Genomic DNA, 19,218 nt, shown 5'->3' with positions numbered 1-19,218 from the left:
CGTCTAGCTAAGCCGCTATGACACATATTTCAGACGATCTGTTCAACATTTGCGACCGCGCCCGCTTGCGCGAACGCTTTTTCGGGGCAACCCACACCGTGCTGGCGCGACTATAAACGCCCGCCCGCGCCTTGGCGCTCGTCTTTCGTACACCCCTATACTTCGCTTACATAACATACGGGAGAGGACCACATGTCCCCCAAAACGCTCTATGATAAAATCTGGGATGCCCATGTCGCGCACGAGGCCGACGATGGCACCTGCCTTCTGTACATCGACCGTCACCTCGTCCACGAAGTGACCAGCCCGCAAGCCTTTGAAGGGCTGCGGATGACGGGCCGCACCGTGCGCCGCCCTGACCAGACCATCGCTGTGCCCGATCACAACGTGCCGACCACGCTGGACCGCGCCAACGCCGCGACGATGACCGAAGACAGCCGCGTTCAGGTGGCCGCCCTTGATACAAACGCCAAGGAATTCGGCCTGCACTACTACCCCGTGTCCGATGTGCGTCAGGGCATCGTGCATATCGTCGGCCCCGAGCAGGGCTGGACCCTGCCCGGCATGACCGTTGTCTGCGGTGACAGCCACACCGCGACACATGGGGCCTTCGGGTCGCTGGCCCACGGGATCGGCACCTCGGAGGTGGAACACGTGCTGGCGACGCAAACTCTGATCCAGAAGAAATCCAAGAACATGAAGGTCGAGATCACCGGCAAGCTTGCCCCCGGTGTGACCGCCAAGGACATCACCATGACCGTGATCGGTGAAACCGGCACGGCGGGCGGCACCGGCTATGTCATCGAATATTGCGGCGAGGCGATCCGTGACCTGTCGATGGAAGGCCGCATGACCGTCTGCAACATGGCCATCGAGGGCGGCGCGCGCGCTGGCCTGATCGCGCCGGACGACAAGACGTTCGAATATTGCAAAGGCCGCCCCCACGCGCCCAAGGGTGCCCAGTGGGAAGCCGCGATGGATTGGTGGAAAACTCTGTATTCCGATGACGACGCCCATTGGGACAAGGTCATCACGATCAAGGGCGAAGACATCGCACCAGCCGTCACCTGGGGCACCTCGCCCGAGGATGTTCTGCCCATCACCGCCAAAGTGCCCGCGGCATCCGACTTCACCGGCGGCAAGGTCGACGCGGCGAAACGCGCGATCGAATACATGGGCCTGACCGAAGGCATGGCGCTGACCGATATCGAGATCGATACCGTGTTCATCGGGTCTTGCACCAACGGCCGCATCGAAGACCTGCGCGCTGCGGCGGCGGTTCTGAAAGGCAAGAAGATCAAGGACGGCATGCGCGCCATGATCGTCCCGGGCTCCGGCCTTGTGCGGGCGCAGGCCGAGGAAGAAGGGCTTGCCGATATCTTCAAGGATGCCGGTTTCGAATGGCGCCTTGCGGGGTGTTCCATGTGTTTGGCGATGAACCCCGACCAACTGGCACCGGGTGAACGCTGCGCATCGACATCGAACCGCAACTTCGAGGGCCGTCAGGGCTTTAAGGGGCGCACCCACTTGATGTCCCCCGCGATGGCTGCCGCTGCCGCTCTTACCGGACGTTTGACCGATATCCGCAAGCTCGACGCGTAAGCGGCCATCAGATCAAAGGACAACAAAACCATGAACAAATTCGACAAACTTTCCGGGATCGCGGCCCCCATGCCGATGGTGAATATCGACACCGATATGATCATCCCCAAGCAGTTCCTGAAAACGATCAAACGGTCGGGCCTTGGCGTGAACCTGTTTGACGAGATGCGCTATGACCGCGACGGCAACGAAGTACCGGATTTCGTGCTCAACAAACCGCAATACCGTGACGCGCAGATTCTTGTGGCGGGCGATAACTTCGGATGTGGTTCTTCGCGGGAACACGCGCCTTGGGCCATCGCCGATTTCGGCATCACCTGTGTCATCGCGCCCAGCTTTGCGGACATCTTCTACAACAACTGTTTCAAGAACGGCATCCTGCCGATCGCCCTGCCGCAAGAGCAGGTGGACCTGTTGATGAAAGACGCTGAAAAAGGCTCTAACGCGCGGATCGAAGTGGATCTTGAGGCGCAGACGATCACCAGCTCTGACGGTGAAGTCATCAGCTTCCAGGTTGACGCGTTCAAGAAGCACTGCCTGATGAACGGGCTCGACGATATTGGTCTGACGCTGGAAAAAGCGGCCTCTATCGACAGCTTCGAATCTGCCGCTGCACAGGCACGCCCCTGGGTCTGATCCCCACGGGCCCGGCCCGACGGGCTGGCGCGCTTGACCTAACCACGGGTTGAGTTTTATACATGGTTGTGGGCACCGCTTTGTTGCCCACAACAGACCGCGGGTTGCGTCATTTTCGCCGCAGCTATGATGCAATATCGCACCACACCTGCGCTCAAAATGTCTCAGATCCGCGCGCATCGTCAGGAACGGGCTTGAGGAATGTGGCGAAAGAAGACACAATTGAGGCAATTCTGAGGCAGGCCTTCGACACCCGAGGGCATCAAGTTGGAACAAGCACGCGGCAAAGAATCGTGGCTGGCCAGTTTGGAAGGGTAGTTTTGTGATTGCACGTATATCCGGCGCGGCAGCGCGTGGCATTCTGGTGGCATTGTTGATTGCAACGCCCGCCCTCATGTTACCCGATGCGTTGAACGATTCCAGCCAGATCACAATGCTGGTGGCGCTGATCGCCTGTTTCCTCACGTTTATCGAATACAACTCGAACTTCCCAAGCATCATCGAATTCCGCGACGCGGCCCCCTTCAACCGGCTGCGCTATGTCTGCTTGCTGGTCACGATCATCCTGCTGACGTTGATCCTGAAGCAAAAGGTCAGCCCCTCGGTTCTGGGCGGTGCCATGACCTCTATCGGGACGATCCTTGGCAATGCGATGGATTTCCCCTTTTCGCCGGTGCGCATGATTGTCCTGATGCTGCCCGAAAGCGCCAGCGACGCACTGGTGACATCGGTCCGTACGTCCGCGGGCATGGCCTATCTGATCTCGCTGATCTCGATGGGGGCGTTTCTGGTGCTGGTGCGCATCATGAATTGGCCCGTACGTCAGGGGGCCTTTAACGTCTGGGTGAACCTGCCGCTGTTCGACCCGACCGCGGGCGGGGATGTCATCTATCGTCTGCAACGGGACGCACGGATCAATATCGCGCTTGGCTTCCTTCTGCCCTTCCTGATCCCCGCAGTAGTCAAAGCGGCGGCCGATCTGCTAGACCCGATTACATTGCAGAACCCGCATACCCAGATCTGGACAGTCGCCGCATGGGCCTTCCTTCCTGCCAGCATCATCATGCGCGGCATTGCCATGGGCAAGATCGCCGAGATGATCGAAGAGAAACGCCGTCGCGCCTATGCCGACGAGGCGGAGAAAGATCACGGCTTGCAGCCAGCCTGATCGCAGGCGTCCTGCTGGCCGCATCCCCCGCGATGGCAGAGCCTCTGCGCATCGCCACCTTCAACACCGAATTATCGCGGGCCGGACCGGGTCTGCTGCTGCGCGACATTGCCAAAGGGGCGGACCCGCAGGTTACCGCTGTGACGCGCCTGCTGGCGGATGTCGCTGCCGATATCATCGTGCTGCAGGGGGTGGATTACGATCTTGGCGGCACAACGCTTGGCGCTTTGGCTGACAGGGTTGGCGAGGCTGGCCCCAGCTACCCCTACCGTTTCGCGCTGCCCCCGAATGCGGGACGGCCTACGGGTCTGGATATGGACGGCGACGGTAAAACGGGCGGCGCGCGCGATGGTCAGGGCTATGGCCGCTTCTTCGGCGCGGGCGCGATGGCGATCCTGTCGCGCTATCCCGTGCTGCGCACCGATGTTCAGGATTACAGCGATTTCCTGTGGCGTGACCTGCCCGATGCGCTACTGCCGCAGACGGACGGTGCCCCCTTCCCCTCTGCCGCGGCGCAAGAGGTGCAGCGGCTTGCCTCGCACGGGGCATGGGTCGTGCCCTTCGACATCCCAGATCAAGCGCCCCTGACCCTGTTGACCTTTTATGCGACGCCCCCTGTGTTCGACGGACCAGAGGACCGCAACGGCAAACGCAACCATGATGAAATCCTGTTCTGGGATCACTATCTGGCGGGCACCTTCGGCCCGCCGCCAACAGACCGTTTTATCCTGCTGGGGGATGCAAATCTTGATCCGGCGAAAGGCGAAGGGCTGCGCGCCGCGATCCAGACGCTGCTGGATCACCCCGCGCTCCACGACCCGCTGGCGGGCCAGCCCACCGTCACCTTCGACGGTTTGGGAGATATGCGTGTCGACTATCTACTGCCTTCAACCGACTGGCGCGTCGTCGCCGCTGGCGTGGCCCGCGACCCTGCTGCCAGCCGCCATGGCGTGGTCTGGGCCGATCTTGACCGCTAGCCGTTCTTGACCCCTCTGGCTCCCCGCGCTACCCCGCTATCAACGTATTTTTCAGGAGACATCGCATGGCCAACCCCACATTGCTAATCCTCGCCGGTGACGGCATCGGCCCCGAGGTCATGGGCCAGGTTGTTCGCATCATCGACTGGTTTGGCGACAAGCGCGATCTGGCCTTTGACGTGGATCACGATCTGGTCGGCGGTGCCGCCTATGACAAACACGGCACCCCCCTGCATGACGACACGATGGCCAAAGCACTGGCGGCGGATGCTGTTCTGCTCGGTGCCGTTGGCGGGCCGAAATACGACGAGCTTGATTTCTCCGTGAAACCCGAACGCGGCCTGCTGCGCCTACGCAAGGAAATGGACCTGTTTTCGAACCTGCGTCCGGCACAGTGTTTTGACGCGCTGGCGGATTTCTCCTCGCTGAAGAAAGACCTCGTTGCCGGGCTCGACATCATGATCGTGCGCGAACTGACATCGGGTGTCTACTTTGGCGAACCCCGCGGTATTTTCGAGGAAGGCAACGAACGCGTCGGCATCAATACACAGCGCTACACCGAATCCGAGATCGACCGTGTCGCACGGTCTGCCTTTGAACTGGCGCGTCGTCGGGGCAACAAAGTCTGCTCGATGGAGAAAGCCAACGTCATGGAAAGCGGCATCCTGTGGCGCGAAGTCGTGCAGAAAGTGCATGACGAAGACTACCCCGATGTCGAGCTGTCCCACATGTACGCCGACAACGGCGCGATGCAGCTGGTGCGCGCGCCCAAGCAGTTCGACGTGATCGTCACCGACAACCTGTTCGGCGATATCCTGTCCGATTGTGCCGCGATGCTGACAGGCTCGCTGGGGATGCTGCCCTCTGCCTCGTTGGGTGCGCCCAATGCCGATGGCCGCCCCAAAGCGCTGTACGAGCCCGTCCACGGCTCTGCCCCCGATATCGCGGGGCAAGGCAAGGCGAACCCCATCGCCTGTATCCTCAGCTTTGCAATGGCGCTGCGCTATTCCTTCGACCAAGGCGATGAAGCCGCGCGTCTGGAAAAAGCCGTTGAAAAAGTGCTCGCCGATGGGGCACGCACCGCGGATCTGATGGGCCCCGAAGGCGGCTCACCCATCTCGACCTCCGAAATGGGCGACGCAATCCTCGCCGCGCTGGATGCGAGCCTGTAAGACCTAAAGAGCAGCCCTGCCGGATGACCGGCGGGGCTGCTTTGCTTTCGCCAGAGCTGCAGCATGCCGCAGCCACGCCCGTTGAAGCGGGCATAAGCGAATGCAGCAGCCGTGACCCTATCCGCGCCCCTGCCGGCGCAGAAACAATACCGCCAGAGTGATCACCGTCGCCATCGCAATCACACCAAGATACCGTTCGTAAAGACCGTCAACATCGGTGGGTAGCATGAAAAAGACCGGTGCCGAGACGGTCCAGAGCGCGGAGAGGCCGACAAGGATTCTGGCGTATATTGCACCGCAGCAGCGCGCCCCTTCTGACATGGACCACGGTAAGATCGCCATAAGAAGGCCAAGAGCATAGACCAAGTAGCTATGGATCACGACGCCATCGCTGTCGTTGTCGCCGTATTCATTCCGCGCGCCAACAAGGAAGACAATCAGCCCCAAGACGGTGAAGCCCACGATCCCGACGCTCCAGCGCCAATTGCCCAGATGAATATGCGCGGCAAGTAAAGCGACCGATATCAGTGAAGCCGAAAACGCATAGATGCCGATATCGACAATATATTCATATTCACCCGCACCAAGATCGCTGATGGTGTCGGCGATCCAGTCGTGGCCCGGAACAACAAAATCCGCGATCAGGATCATCACCGAAAACAGGATGCAGCCAAATATCGCGTACCACGCAAGGAGGCGCACGAGCCCGGGCCTTTCTCGAACTGCTGCGTCGCCGATTTCGTTCTCCATGTACAATTTACCTTTTAAAAATGAAAAATTCCGATCGTAAGCTTTTCGTAAGCTTACGCTGGTCATGAGCACGCATCTAAATCTGCGAAAGCTCTATTATGGCCTCTGTGAAGACCCTTTTATCCCGGCTAGCCGTTCTGCGTGAACGGATAAGCATCTCCCCCGTGCTGCTGACCGTTCTTTCCATCGCATTCGTGTTCAGTGTCGATAATAGCACATTCTGGGACATCTCAAGGGATGTCTTCTCGGGCCACCTATTGTCGCTCGTGGGCTTTATGGGGGCTGTGTTCTGTTTGACGTTGGCCGCCTTCAGCCTGTTCGCATACCCGTGGACGGTTAAACCGTTTCTGGTCTCGATGCTCATACTGGCCGCCATGACGTCTTATTACGTCGATACACTTGGCATTATCGTTGACCGCGATATGATACAAAATGTCATGGTGACCACCGTCGCGGAATCCCGGCATCTGATAACACCTGGCTACATCACCCATATTATTGTCTTCGGTGTGTTGCCCGCGCTCGTCGTGATCTGGGTGCCCATTCGACCCCAGACGCGGATCAGGGCGGCTGTAACGCCGATACTGACCTTTGTTGTCAGCCTTGCATTGGCCGCAGGATTGCTGATGTCAGACCTGAAATCCTATGCTTCGATCCTGCGCGAGCGGAAGGATTTCATGAGCAGCTACCAGCCCGGTGCCCCGTTGGTAGGCGCGATCCGATACGCCAAGATGATGTCGCGTTCGGCCAATCTGGTCCTCACCAGCACCGGAACGAATGCAAGGGGCGGTTCTGCCTATGACGCGCCGCAAAAGCCTATGCTGACCGTTGTCGTTGCGGGGGAAACCGCGCGGGCGCAGAATTTCAGCTTGAACGGATACGGCGTCGACACGAACCCAGAGCTGTCCAAGCTGCCAATTATCAACTTTAGCAATATCCAGTCCTGTGGCACTGCCACGGCGGTGTCACTGCCTTGTATGTTCTCAAAATACAGCCGAGATGACTACAGCTTTGAAAAAGGCACCTCGACCGAGAATGTGCTAGATGTCTTCGGGCATGCCGGGCTGCAGGTCGAATGGTGGGACAATAACACCGGCGACAAAGCGATTGCCGCACGGTTCAAGACACGCAGGTTCAACGATCTGACCGACCCGGAGTTCTGTGCAACGGGTGAATGTATCGACGGCATATTCCTTGAGCCGTTGAAAGACTACATCGCATCGATCAAGCAGGACACGGTCTTGGTTCTGCACCAGATCGGCAGTCACGGGCCGACCTATTATCAGCGCTATCCGGCGGCATTCGAACGCTTCACGCCCGCATGCCGTACGGCGGAGTTCAAGAAATGCACCCCGCAGGAGATCACCAATGCCTATGATAACACCATCGCCTATACGGATCAGATCCTTGCCCAGACGATAAAAATGCTTGCCGCGAATGAAGCTTTGGCCACGTCACTGCTTTATGTGTCCGACCACGGTGAATCGCTTGGCGAACGCGGGCTGTATTTGCACGGGGCACCCTATTTCATGGCCCCGGACACGCAGACCCATGTCCCGATGCTCCTATGGATGTCAGACGCATTCCGAACCCGCTTTGGCATCGATGAAAGCTGTGTGGCGGAACAGAAGGACAAGCCGCTGTCACACGACAACCTGTTCCATTCCCTACTTGGGATGCTCGACATCAACACCGCAGAGCGTAACCCCGATCTGGATATCTTTGCTTCCTGCAAAACAAATACTGAGGTGGCCAAGATATGAAGCCGGAAATTATCAAACCGCTTGAGAAACCCGAACGCGTTACGGGGGTCGCCCATCTGTTTGCCGCTGCGGGCTATTCGATTGGCGGGCTGCGACGTCTTTGGATGGAAACCGCGTTCAGGCATATTATTGTGGCGCTGCCAATCGGTAGTGTTCTGCTCTACATCATGGATGCGGGTGTCGCTGATTTTCTGGTCTTTCTGGTCCTCTTTTCCGCTCTTGTCGCGGTCGAGGCTCTGAATACGGCGATCGAATGTATCGTCGACCACCTTGCTCCACAGTGGGAAGTTTTCGCCCGTGACGCCAAAGACCTTGGTTCGCTCGCGACCATGTGTTTGCTTTTCGCGAACGGTTTTTTCATGGCTGTGGTCGCTTTGCGCTATTTCGGGATGGCCTGAGATATGCCGATGCACCGGCCGCAGAAAATAGAATGCCCTAAGCCTGAAACTATGATCATGTCAGCATCAGCCGAATTGGCTAAGCCGCGTCTCGGAACTGGACAGTAACATTATGCGCATACTCTTGATCGAGGATGAAAAAGCTTTGGCGCGGCCGCTGAAAGAGCATCTGGAAGCGGATCTTCACATTGTCGAATGGTTCTGCACCCTGGACGAGGCAGACGCCGCGCTGCGTACGCTATCCTATGATGTGGTACTTCTGGACCTGCAGTTGCCTGATGGCGACGGGTTGGACTTTTTAAGCAAACTGCGGGCAAAGGCCATACGCACGCCGATCCTCATTCTCACTGCCCGCGACAAGGTGTCGGACCGAATAGAGGGGTTGAACAGGGGTGCTGATGACTATGTGATTAAGCCTTTTGACCTAGATGAGGTCAAAGCGCGCATCCATACCGTCTGTCGACGCAGCGCCAACCAGTTTGCCCAAACGGTTCAGTTGCACGATGTGGTGGTCAATCTGTCCGATCACACCGTCATGCGCGCTGAACAGCCCGTACGTCTGACCGCTAAGGAATGGGGTGTCTTCGAAACGCTACTGCGCCGCAAACCCCAGATCGTACCGAAGGAGAGCCTTGAAGCTGCCATCTATGACTACGGCGAAGAAGTCGAAAGCAACGCGATCGAGGCACATATCAGCCGTTTGCGCACGAAGTTAGGCAAAGACCTTATCGCCACGCACCGTGGTTTAGGCTACGCCTTGACCTCATGACACGCCGCCGCAAAAGTCTGGTTCAGTCGCTGCTCGGGTCGCTGCTTGTGCCCGGGCTGGCGGTGATGGTGATTGGCGTTTTGATCGTCCAGCATATCTTCAAGGACGAGTATGACGAGCTGCTTGATGCCAGCCTGATTGGCAAGGCGCATCTCTTGGTGGAGTTCATCGAAACGACTCAAGGCGACGCGGGCTTTGACGTGGGCGGCTTGCTGGATTTTGAAAGCAAACTGCGTAAGCCGGATGAACGCGCGTTGATGTGGTATCTGGATCCGGATGGTCAGGTCTACGCGCAGTCAAAAAGCGTTGGTGCTTTCGCGCTTCCCACGCCATTGGCCACCGGGCTAAGCACCGCCGCCGGGCATCGCTTTATCATGCTCCGTTCAGATCAGCCCGAGACGGGCAGCGTCGTGGTGGCCGAGCCGATGGTGGAACGCAATGAGGCGATAACCGATGTGGTGATCGCTGTGGCGATCGGTTTTGGCCTGTTGGGGGCGCTTTTTGCGGTATCCTCCTTCTGGGCGGTTCGACGATCAGTCGCGATGATTGCCGAGCTCAGCCGGAACATCGCAGAAAAGAACGAACACAACCTTTCCCCGATTGAACGCGAGAATGTCTTTTCCGAAATAACCCCGGCGATTGATACGCTTGACGGGCTCATGGGGCGACTTGACCGCGCCATCACCGCAGAACGTGCCTTTGCCACGAATGCCGCGCATGAATTGCGCACCCCCGTTGCCATTTGTCTGGCGCAGGCGCAGCGGCTGCGGGCAAAGCTGAGCGACCCCGCAAAGATCGACAATATCGTCGAAATCGAAACAGGTCTGAAGCGGCTTGAGCGCTTGATCGAGCGCCTATTGCAATTATCAAGGGCGCAATCAGGACTGGGCCTCAATGCGGTCGCGACGGATGTTTCCCCGGTGATCACGCTTTTGATGTCCGAGATGCGCAGCCGAAGCCGCACCCCGGAAAAGATCGAATTGAAGTTTCCCGAAACACATTTTTCAACGCGCGTTGATCCGGATGCCCTTGGGATCATCCTGAACAATATGTTCGACAACGCCCTGAAGCACGCTAGCGGCCCTTTGCCCACGGTTGTAGACGCCAGCCAATCGGGGAGAGTTGCCGTCGTGAACGATTGCGCCCCTCTCTCACCCGCGGACCTCGACCGCATAAAGCAGCGGTTCAACCGGCGTGGCGCGCTGTCAGACGGATACGGGCTGGGACTGTCGATCATACAAGATCTATGCGCCCAGTCCGGATGCCAACTTGAAATTTACGTACCCCGGGAACTGAGCCCGCGCGGTTTTGCTGCCGTCTTGCGCCTGCCCGAGACGACGAACGGCCTAAGGTGACTTTCCCCAACTGATCCGGAAGCGAGCCCAAGCAGCACCAAGCGTTATAAAATGCGTGTCAGGTCAGCCGCGCGTAAAGGCCATTGCGCGCGCGCAAGCTGTCGTGCGTTCCGGCTTCGACCTTGCGCCCTGCCTCCATGACGATGATCTGGTCGGCATGTTTCACCGTCTCAAGCCGATGCGCGATAATGAGCGTGGTGCGGCCCTTTGAAAGCCGCTCCAACGCCTGCTGGATGTCGCGCTCCGTCTCGCGATCCAGCGCCGATGTTGCCTCGTCCAGGATCAGGATCGGTGGGTTTTTCAGGAAAGCGCGGGCGATGGCGACGCGCTGTTTCTGCCCGCCCGACAGCATGACACCCCGCTCGCCCACGATGGTTTCCAGCCCCTCGGGCAGTGCGGAGACGAGCGCGCCCAACTGGGCATTCTCGACCGCGGCATCCAGTTCCGCCGCCGTGGCATCGAGTTTTCCGTACAGGATATTCTCGCGCAGGGTGGACCCGAATAGGAACACATCCTGAGAGACCAACCCGATCTGAGAGCGCAGACTGTTCAGGGTCATATCCGCAATGTCGATCCCATCAATCGTAATCCGCCCGCCGGAAGGGTCGTAAAACCGCGGGAGCAATGCCAGAAGCGTTGTCTTGCCTGCACCCGACGGCCCAACGAAAGCCACTGTCTCACCGGCTTTGGCGGTCAAGGTGACGTTATGCAGAACGGGCAACGGGCTGTCATAGGCAAACGACACATCTTCAAAAGCGACCTCGCCTTGCGTGACGGTCACTGCGACGGCATCCGGCCGATCGCTGACATCGCGGTCGGTCTGCAACAATTCGGTGTAGCGTTGGAAACCGGCGATACCGCGGGGATAGGTTTCGATCACAGCGGCAATTTTCTCCAGCGGGCGGAAAAAGACGCTGACCAGCAGCAGGAAGCCGACAAAGCCGCCCGTGGTCAGCGACCCTTCCAGCACAAAACCAGCACCCGCCACCATCACCACAACCTGCACGAAACGCAGGCCCATGTAGTGGATCGCACTGGCCTTCGCCATGATCGCATAGGCCGACAGTTTGGTCCTGCGATAGGCTGCGTTGTCACGCGCGAACAACGTTTCTTCGTGATCTTCATTGGCAAAGGCCTGCACGACCCGGATGCCGCTGATGGCTTCCTCCAGGCGCACGTTAAAGGCCCCCACACGCGCATAGATATCGCGCCAAGACCGTGTCATGCGCGCCCCGTAAACGGCCACGACCCAGACCATCAGCGGCACGATCACGACCGTAATCAGGGCGAGCGTGACATGCAGATTGATCATCAACGCAAAGGCTCCGACAAAGGTGACCACCGCGATGAACAGATCTTCGGGCCCGTGGTGCGCGACCTCGCCTATTTCTTCAAGGTCGCGGGTCACTCGGGCGACAAGCTTGCCGGTGCGCGCCCGGTCATACCAGCGCCAAGACAGCCGGGTCAGATGCGAAAAAGCGCGGCGGCGCATCTCGGTCTCGATCTCGATCCCCAGACGGTGCCCCCAATAGATCACCACCCCCATCAGGGCGGTATTGACCAGATACACCAGCAACAGCCCAATCGCGGCCAGTATGGTCAGCCTCAGGTCGCCAAGCGGTAGCAGGTGATCTATGAAGGCGGTGATGGCGAGCGGGAAGGCAAGCTCCAGCAAGCCGGACAGCACGGCAGAGCCGAAGTCGACCCAGAACAGGCGCGTGTGGGGACGATAGTATTCGAAAAATTGGCGGAGCATATGGCTGGCTTTCGGATGAATATGGTCGGGGTCAAATCGGGTGAACGACCGGGCTGGGCTTTGTGTCGATGACCTGCATGGGCAGTCCGTAGATCCGCTGAAGCGCGTCGGGGTCGAGCAAGGAGTGCGCAGCGCCCTCAAGCGCCACGCGCCCGGCATCCAGCGCGATAACATGATCGCAAAAGCGCACCGCCATATTCACGTCATGCAGCACCACCACGGCAGAAAGCGCACCGGCGTTGACCGTTTCACGCAGCAGCCCCAGCACGTCGATCTGATGGGCCACATCCAGCGCCGAAATCGGTTCATCCAGCAGCAAGCTACGCGCCCCCTGCGCCAGCATCATCGCTATCCACGACCGCTGTTTTTCCCCACCTGACATAGTGTCGACCATCTGGCCGCGCTTGTGCTCTAGCCCACATTGCGCAATCGCCGTATCAATCATAAAGCGATCCTCGGGGCCCAATCGACCCAAGGCGCCGCGCCAGGGGTATCGACCAAGCGCGACCAACTCCTCCAGCCACAGCCCTTCGGTCGGCGGGGTCACCTGCGGCAGAAATGCCAGATCGCGGGCAAAATCCCGCGGCTTCCAGTCCCTCAGGTCCTGGCCGCCATATTGGATGGTTCCGGCGCTCGGCCGGGTTTGCGCGGCGAGCATTTTCAGCAGCGTTGATTTGCCCGACCCGTTGCGCCCGGCAAGCGCCGTGATCCCCGGCTTGATCGCCAAGGAAAGGTGATCGACCAGCCGCCGCTTGGGCACGTCAAAGCAGACATTTTCGAGCGTAAAGAGGGTCATGCGTGTCTCCGTCCGAGCAGGGCAATGAAAAGCCAGGGCGTGCCGATCAGCGTCGCGAAAAGCCCCAGCGGCAGGTCGTAGGGGTAGCTGGCGGTGCGCGCCCCAAAGGCCGCGAGGCTCATGAGCAACGCACCCAGACACCAGCTGGCAGCCAGAAACGGCGCAGGGCGCAGCAGGCCAAGGCTGCGGGCGATATGGGGGGCCATCAGGCCAACGAAACTGACCGGGCCGACCAGCACGCTTGCCGCGCCAGTGGCCAGCCCTGCCGCCAGCACAACGGCAAGCCGCACGACGCCAAGCGGCACCCCCAGACCCTGCGCGACACCCGATCCCAGCGGCAGGATGTCGAACCAGCGCGACAGCAACAGCGCCGCGCCAAGCGCCGCCACCGCCATTGCGGCAAGCGCCATCGCCCCTGCGACCGTGACCCGTGTCGCACTTCCCGCAAGCCACCCCAGCAGGGACCATGCTCTGGGATCGCCCGACGCCATAATCGCTGCCAGAAGGGCCGAAGCGAAGGCTCCGATCGCCAGCCCTGCCAGCAACAGCCGCGCCGGTGCCATATTACTGCGCGCCGCATAGGCGGACAGGATGATCAGCGTCGCCGCCGCCCCGCCAGAAGACCCGAGCGCCAGCGTCAATGGCGACGGGGCAGGCAGCAGGAACAGCGTTGCCGCATAGCCAAGCGCGGCACCACCGGTCACACCCAGAACCTCGGGCGCGGCCATCGGGTTTGCCGTCACCCGCTGCAATGCCGCCCCCGAAAGCGCCAGCAGCGCTCCGGCAGCGGCAGCCGCCAGAATGGCCGTGGCCCGCAATGGCACGAAACTCGCCGCAATCGCGCCCGATATCACGCCCCAGCCCTCGGGTCCGCGGGTGCCAAACAGGCTCAGCACGGCAAAGGCGACCGTCGCGCAGGCCAGCAGAGCAACCCGCCGCCACGGGTGCGGCGCGCGCGGTGGCAGGGTGTCGTTACGCTCGGCGTCGGGCGGGACAATGTTGCGCAACCGCGGGAGCAAAGCGATCAAAAGCGGCCCGCCGATCAGCCCGGTCAACGCGCCCGTCGGCAGTTCTGGCAGCCCAAAGGCGGCAAGCGCCAGCAGCGCGCTGTCCACCAGCCACAGCAGCAGCGCGCCTGCCAGTGGTGCGGCCAGCAGGACTTGTGCCACGCTGCGCGCGCCCAAACGCCGTGCCAGGGCCGGTGCCGCCAGCCCGACAAACCCGACCAGCCCCACCTCGGCAGAGACCATGGCCGAGACGAACACCGCCAACGCCAGCGCCGCGACCCGTATCGCCCCGACCTGCGCCCCAAGCGCCTTGGCCGTGGCCCCGCCAAGACTTAGGACCACCAGTGGCCGCACCAGCAAGGCGGCTCCTGCCGCCCCCAGCACCAGCACCACAGTCAGTCGGGTCACCCCGTGCCAACTGTCTTGTGAAAGCGCCCCGCCGTTCCAGATCACCAGCGACAGCAGGTAATGCCCCTGCCCCAGTGTGAGCGCGGTAGAGATGGCGGAAGCAAGCATGCCCACCAGCATCCCCGCGATGGTGACCGTAACAGGCGCAAAGCCACGCCGCGCGCCAAGCGCCATGACAATGAGCGCTGCAAGCCCGCCTCCGACCAATGCGACAGGGCCGGGACCAAGGGCGAGCATATTCGGCCAGAGCAGCGTGGCGCAGACCAGCGCCAGCTGTGCACCCGAGGCCACGCCAAGGGTCGTTGGATCAGCCAGCGGATTGCGCAGCACCGCCTGCATCAAGGCACCCGACAGCCCCAGAAGCGCCCCGATCAGCAGGGCAATCACGGCCCTCGGCATCAACCCGAAGGCAAAGAGGATCTGTTCGGGTGACAGGTCTTGCGGACCTGCGACGGGCAGCACCCATTGCGCAGCGGGCAGGGCGGCAAGCGCTGCGATGGTCCATAGGCACGCCGCGCCGAGGGCGGCCACAAGGGGCAGCGTTAAAAAGGGCGGACGGATCATGCGGCTTCCAGCGCGGTCACAAGATGGGAGGCAAAACGCAGCCCGGAAGGCGCGCCGCCAAAGGGCATCTGATCGGGCAGATACGACACGCGCCCCGCCCGCACGGCCGGCAGCGCGGACCAAAGCGCGCTTTGGCCAATCGCGCGCCGTGCAGTCACCGGCAAAGCGCCCGCGATGACCAGATGGGCCTGCGGAAAATCGATCAATCTGGACAGAGGGACCGGGGCATTGAATCCGAATTCAGTATCGCCGCCCCAGGCATTCGTCAGGCCGATCCGGCGAAGCGCCCCGCCATACAGGCTGTCGCTGCCGTAGATCTGCACATGACGCGCATCCCCCACCGTCATCACCACAAAGGGGCGCGCGGCAAAGCCTGTCGCCCGTGCGCTCAGCGCATCGAAAGCGGCCTCAAAGTCCTGACGCACCCGGTGGCCCACCTCTCCGCGGTCCAGCTGTATTGCCAACGTTTCCAGCGCCGACAGCGCCTTGGGCAGCGCCGGTTCGGTCGGGATGAACATATTTTGCGTGAACACCGGTGCGATACGTCCCAGCTGCGGTTCAACGAAACTGTAGAAATTCGACGACAGGATCAGGTCAGGGGCGACAAGGCTCAGCGCTTCGAGGTTGGGGCTGCCGCGCAACCCGACATCCGCACAGTTCGGGGGCAGCGTCACCGCCGTACCGCGCAGGAATTGACGTTTCTCAGCTACGGCAACCAGCGGCAGGTCGAGCGCGGCAGCGGTTTCCGCCATCGCCCAGTCAATCGCGGCGAGGCGCGATCCCCCCCAACCGCGCGCGCCGCGCGCGGGAGATGCCACAAGAGCGCAGGCTCCTGTGGCAATGATCGCGCGGCGCGTGAGGGCGAGGCGCTTTACCACTTCTTGGACAGCGTCGCAGAGATCGTGCGCCCGTCGCCATAGTAGGTCGAGAAATAGCCCACCGACGATACATAGGCCTCGTCTGTCAGGTTGGTCACATTGACCTGCAGTTCCGTGCCGTCGTCAAAGTCATAGGACACAGCCGCATCCAGCAACGTCACAGAGTCGAGCTGATTGGCATTGGCGTTAAACGCATAGCGTTCCCCGATGAACCGCGCGCCTGCGCCCACGGTCAGCCCGGCAAGCCGTCCGCCCTGGATCTCTTTCGATGCCCACAGCTTGAAGGTATGTTTCGGGGTCAGCCCCAGTTCGTTGCCATTGTTGTCACCGCCGATGATCTCGCTGTCGGTAAAGGAGTAGCCGCCCGTCACGCTCCAGCCGTCGGCCAGATTGGCACGGCCTTCCAGCTCAATCCCGCGGATGCGGGATTTGCCGACCTGATCATAGGCCCGCACCCCGGCCCCATTCTGTACATAGACGGGGCGGTTCTTTTCCTCGAGCTGATAGACCGAAGCCGACAGATACGCATCAAGGGTGGCGGGTAGGTATTTCGCGCCAACTTCCCATTGCTCGCCCGTGGTCGGGTCAAGCGCTGTGCCCGTATCGCCCGGCTCTGCAAAGCTTTGGAACGAGGTGCCATAGGACAGATAGGCCGACACGCCATTGTCCCAGACATAGCCAACGCTTGCCTGACCGGTGGTGGCGCTGTCGTCGCGTGTCAGATCAACGGTGCCGGGCGTGCCGCCAGAGCCCGGAACGGTGTAAAGGGTGTTGGACTGCCCTTCGGATTTGTTTCGATCATGGCGCAAGGCCAGACCCGCGCGCCAATGGCCATATTCGATTTCGTCGCTGGCGTAGATGCCGACCTGTTCCACGGTCACATTCTTGTTCGCATACCAGCTTGCCCCGTCGCGCACCGGCGTGATCGGGCTGTAGTCTGGCGCGGCAAAATCAATGCTGTCCTGACCATAGTAAAACACGCTGAGCGCAGTTTCTTCGAACCGGCTGGCATCGATACCAAAGGCGAGATTATGCAGCACATCGCCGGTCAGCGCCGAGCCTTCAAGCCGCAGGTCCGTGGCATAAGACGTCACATCTTCGTCTTGCAACAGCTGTGTGCGCGCCACATCGGTGCCGGTCACGCCGCCGACAGAAAGGTTGGAATAGGACCAGTCGAATTTCGTCACGCCCGTGTTGCTGACCAGCCGCCAGCCATTATCGAACGTGTGGGTGACCTGCGCGCCCAGATTAAGCACTTTGCGGTCGCCGTATTCCAATGCCTCATTGCCAAAGTAGAAGTCGCGCAGGTCTTCGTCGGAACGGGTGCCGACCAGCCCGTTGGGCACGCCCGAGGGGGAATCCGGGTCGTCATCCTGATAGGACAGCAGGAATTCCACCGTCGTTGCATCGGTCGCCTGGTATTTCGCGGCAAAGCCCAGATAGGCCCCGGGGTTGTCGTATTCATCGATCCCCAGAACGCGATTGCCCGCCTTGCCGACGATGCGGTAAGCAAAGCGGTTATCGACCACGCGGTTGGCATCACCAAAGACATAATAAGACCCGTTGCCATCCGCATGCAGGCCCAGCTCGGTCGTGTCGCCATCAGATTGCGCGCGTTTCTGGATCAGGTTCACCAGCCCGGCGGGCGACCCTGCCCCGTATAGCACCGAATTTGGGCCGCGCAGAAGCTCCACCCGTTCCATGCCGTAAAGATCAAGCGAGGGCGCGCCATAGTTCGGGCGCGTAGAGCGGCTGAACTGCAACCCGTTGAGGTAGATCTGGTTTTGCAGGTCAGCCCCGCGGACCGAAATTGAATCAAACCGCGGATCGGCCCCATAGGCTTCGGTCACGACACCCGCCGCATAGCCAAGCGCCTCTGAAAGATTGTTGGCGGCCGTATCCTCGATCTGGTCGGTGGTGACCACCGTGACGGAGGACGGCGTTTCCAGCAAGGACCGCCCGCTTTTGGTCGACGCCGTGGTGCCCGCGGCATAGCCCACCACCGGGCCGGTCGGGTCTTCTTCGGACTGGATGATGATCTCGCCCAGATCAACGGCGTCCTGCGCCGTCGCCACACCGGCAGACAGGGCCAGCGCGCTGGTCCCCAGCATCAAGAAAAAGGTGAACTTCATGGATATACGTCCCGCTGTTTATTTTTCCGAGTATTTAACTCAGCTATAAGGCGACGTCTTGAACGCATCCGCCGTCATTTGTCCCAATCCGCTGTAAACGTATCACTGAATATCGCGTCGCCACTGCGATGGCGGCACCCCGACAGACCGGCGAAAGACCCGTGACAGATGGGCCTGATCGGAAAAACCGGTTGCCGCGGCGATGTCGGCAAGGGGGCGTCCGGGGTCGGCCATCATCTCCTTGGCGGCGACGACGCGACACTCGGCGATCCAGCGTTGGGGCGACAGACCCGAGGTTTGCTTGAACGCGCGGCTGAACCAGCTTTCGGAGAGCCCCGCCAAATCTGCCAGTTCGCCCACACCGACGGGGCGAAATATATTCTGCGCCATGTACTGCCGCACGGCCGTCATATGCTGAGGCGACAGCCCGCCGGACGCAGGCAGGGCGTTTTGCGACGCCGGGTCCATCACTGCGCCCAAAAGCGATTGCAGCAGGCCTTCCAAGACCATCGTCCCACGTTGAGGGGTCTCCACTTCGCTGGCCGCCAGACGGCCAAGGGTCAGCAGCACGCTATCCTCCGGCGCAAACATCACGCGGCGAGGCAGCTCTGATACGCCGATCGCACCAAGCCGTGTCTGCAATGCCGCCGCGTCAAAATGGAAATCGATATGGCTGAGCCTTTGGGCCTTGCCCAGCTTGCTCCACAACGGGGTGCCTGCCGGAACAAAGAAAGCGCGCGTTCCGAATTGGGCCGTCGCCCCCTCGCCCGTTCGAAGCGCGATCAGCGGCGGGTGGTCATCCAGAAAGACGACAAGGCGCGGATCCGGTGCGGTGTAATACCCGCCGCCCCCTTGGTCCCCGTCGACATGCCAGACATCTGCGATAGCCCCCGACAAGGGCCGAAACCGCAAGGGCTTGATCGTGCGCAGGTTCCGGGTCTGCGCCTCCATACGAGGGACAAAAACCTGTGGCACATAGGATTTTGATAAAGGGGCGGATGACATGACGACGCGCTGAGACAGCTCCAGAATTCTGAAACCATTTTCTGACAAATTTACTCGGATAAGTCAATTCCGCAACATCCCC

The 19,218-nt window shown here is 60.6% G+C and carries 17 protein-coding genes; 10 read left to right on the top strand and 7 right to left on the bottom strand.

Annotation, left to right across the window (positions count from 1 at the left end; all coding sequences use genetic code 11):
• Window positions 1–17: 17 nt before the first annotated feature.
• From ACTRWK_RS06720 to leuB, 6 genes are all read left to right on the top strand, one after another.
• Entirely contained in the window at window positions 18–116 is a 99-nt protein-coding gene (locus ACTRWK_RS06720) for an isopropylmalate isomerase (RefSeq protein WP_289081529.1), read from the top strand.
• A 76-nt stretch (window positions 117–192) separates the two neighbouring features.
• Window positions 193–1,602 (top strand): 3-isopropylmalate dehydratase large subunit, encoded by a 1,410-nt coding sequence (gene leuC, locus ACTRWK_RS06715; protein WP_037942994.1) that lies wholly within the window; start codon window positions 193–195, stop codon window positions 1,600–1,602.
• Between the two features lie 30 nt (window positions 1,603–1,632).
• Window positions 1,633–2,238, top strand: coding sequence for a 3-isopropylmalate dehydratase small subunit (gene leuD / locus ACTRWK_RS06710; RefSeq protein WP_005851028.1), 606 nt, complete (start codon window positions 1,633–1,635; stop codon window positions 2,236–2,238).
• A 322-nt stretch (window positions 2,239–2,560) separates the two neighbouring features.
• Window positions 2,561–3,406: a hypothetical protein gene (locus ACTRWK_RS06705; RefSeq protein WP_005851026.1), complete on the top strand. Its 846-nt coding sequence runs from the start codon at window positions 2,561–2,563 to the stop codon at window positions 3,404–3,406.
• Window positions 3,407–3,438: 32 nt separating this feature from the next.
• On the top strand, window positions 3,439–4,383 hold the full coding sequence (locus ACTRWK_RS06700) for an endonuclease/exonuclease/phosphatase family protein (RefSeq protein WP_289081528.1): 945 nt from the start codon (window positions 3,439–3,441) through the stop codon (window positions 4,381–4,383).
• A gap of 65 nt (window positions 4,384–4,448) precedes the next feature.
• Window positions 4,449–5,555 (top strand): 3-isopropylmalate dehydrogenase, encoded by a 1,107-nt coding sequence (gene leuB, locus ACTRWK_RS06695; protein ID WP_009825849.1) that lies wholly within the window; start codon window positions 4,449–4,451, stop codon window positions 5,553–5,555.
• A gap of 117 nt (window positions 5,556–5,672) precedes the next feature.
• Here the strand turns inward: leuB and ACTRWK_RS06690 are convergent, their stop codons facing one another.
• The gene (locus ACTRWK_RS06690) at window positions 5,673–6,305 is read right to left on the bottom strand and encodes a DUF998 domain-containing protein (RefSeq protein ID WP_289081550.1); all 633 of its coding nucleotides are present in this window, start codon (window positions 6,303–6,305) and stop codon (window positions 5,673–5,675) included.
• 164 nt (window positions 6,306–6,469) lie between these two features.
• On the opposite strand from ACTRWK_RS06690, the gene ACTRWK_RS06685 reads away from it, so the two are divergent.
• The 4 genes from ACTRWK_RS06685 to ACTRWK_RS06670 all read left to right on the top strand — a co-directional run bounded on the left by ACTRWK_RS06685 (window position 6,470) and on the right by ACTRWK_RS06670 (window position 10,590).
• Window positions 6,470–8,068, top strand: coding sequence for a phosphoethanolamine transferase (locus ACTRWK_RS06685; RefSeq protein WP_289081527.1), 1,599 nt, complete (start codon window positions 6,470–6,472; stop codon window positions 8,066–8,068).
• Complete coding sequence (locus ACTRWK_RS06680; protein ID WP_009825846.1) at window positions 8,065–8,466, top strand: diacylglycerol kinase; 402 nt, start codon at window positions 8,065–8,067, stop codon at window positions 8,464–8,466. The genes ACTRWK_RS06685 and ACTRWK_RS06680 overlap by 4 nt, the downstream gene beginning before the upstream one ends.
• 112 nt (window positions 8,467–8,578) lie before the next feature.
• Complete coding sequence (locus tag ACTRWK_RS06675; protein WP_037942989.1) at window positions 8,579–9,235, top strand: response regulator transcription factor; 657 nt, start codon at window positions 8,579–8,581, stop codon at window positions 9,233–9,235.
• On the top strand, window positions 9,232–10,590 hold the full coding sequence (locus ACTRWK_RS06670) for a histidine kinase dimerization/phospho-acceptor domain-containing protein (RefSeq protein ID WP_289081525.1): 1,359 nt from the start codon (window positions 9,232–9,234) through the stop codon (window positions 10,588–10,590). The genes ACTRWK_RS06675 and ACTRWK_RS06670 overlap by 4 nt, the downstream gene beginning before the upstream one ends.
• Window positions 10,591–10,648: 58 nt before the next feature.
• On the opposite strand, the gene ACTRWK_RS06665 is transcribed toward ACTRWK_RS06670, so the two are convergent.
• From ACTRWK_RS06665 to ACTRWK_RS06640, 6 genes are all read right to left on the bottom strand, one after another.
• Window positions 10,649–12,346, bottom strand: coding sequence for an ABC transporter ATP-binding protein (locus ACTRWK_RS06665; protein WP_288960802.1), 1,698 nt, complete (start codon window positions 12,344–12,346; stop codon window positions 10,649–10,651).
• A gap of 31 nt (window positions 12,347–12,377) precedes the next feature.
• Complete coding sequence (locus tag ACTRWK_RS06660; RefSeq protein ID WP_289081524.1) at window positions 12,378–13,142, bottom strand: ABC transporter ATP-binding protein; 765 nt, start codon at window positions 13,140–13,142, stop codon at window positions 12,378–12,380.
• Window positions 13,139–15,121 carry a Fe(3+)-hydroxamate ABC transporter permease FhuB gene (gene fhuB / locus ACTRWK_RS06655; RefSeq protein ID WP_289081523.1) on the bottom strand — a complete coding sequence of 661 codons (1,983 nt, stop codon included), beginning with the start codon at window positions 15,119–15,121 and terminating at the stop codon, window positions 13,139–13,141. The genes ACTRWK_RS06660 and fhuB overlap by 4 nt, the downstream gene beginning before the upstream one ends.
• A complete protein-coding gene (locus ACTRWK_RS06650; protein WP_243251051.1) occupies window positions 15,118–15,939 on the bottom strand; it encodes an ABC transporter substrate-binding protein in 822 nt (273 codons plus the stop codon). The genes fhuB and ACTRWK_RS06650 overlap by 4 nt, the downstream gene beginning before the upstream one ends.
• A gap of 53 nt (window positions 15,940–15,992) precedes the next feature.
• Window positions 15,993–18,131, bottom strand: coding sequence for a TonB-dependent siderophore receptor (locus tag ACTRWK_RS06645; RefSeq protein ID WP_289081522.1), 2,139 nt, complete (start codon window positions 18,129–18,131; stop codon window positions 15,993–15,995).
• 102 nt (window positions 18,132–18,233) lie between these two features.
• Entirely contained in the window at window positions 18,234–19,136 is a 903-nt protein-coding gene (locus ACTRWK_RS06640) for a helix-turn-helix domain-containing protein (protein ID WP_289081521.1), read from the bottom strand.
• Window positions 19,137–19,218: the final 82 nt, after the last annotated feature.

The sequence above is a fragment of the Sulfitobacter sp. G5_S2_6_S6 genome (assembly GCF_054968505.1).
This window is presented reverse-complemented; position numbering and strand designations above follow the sequence as displayed.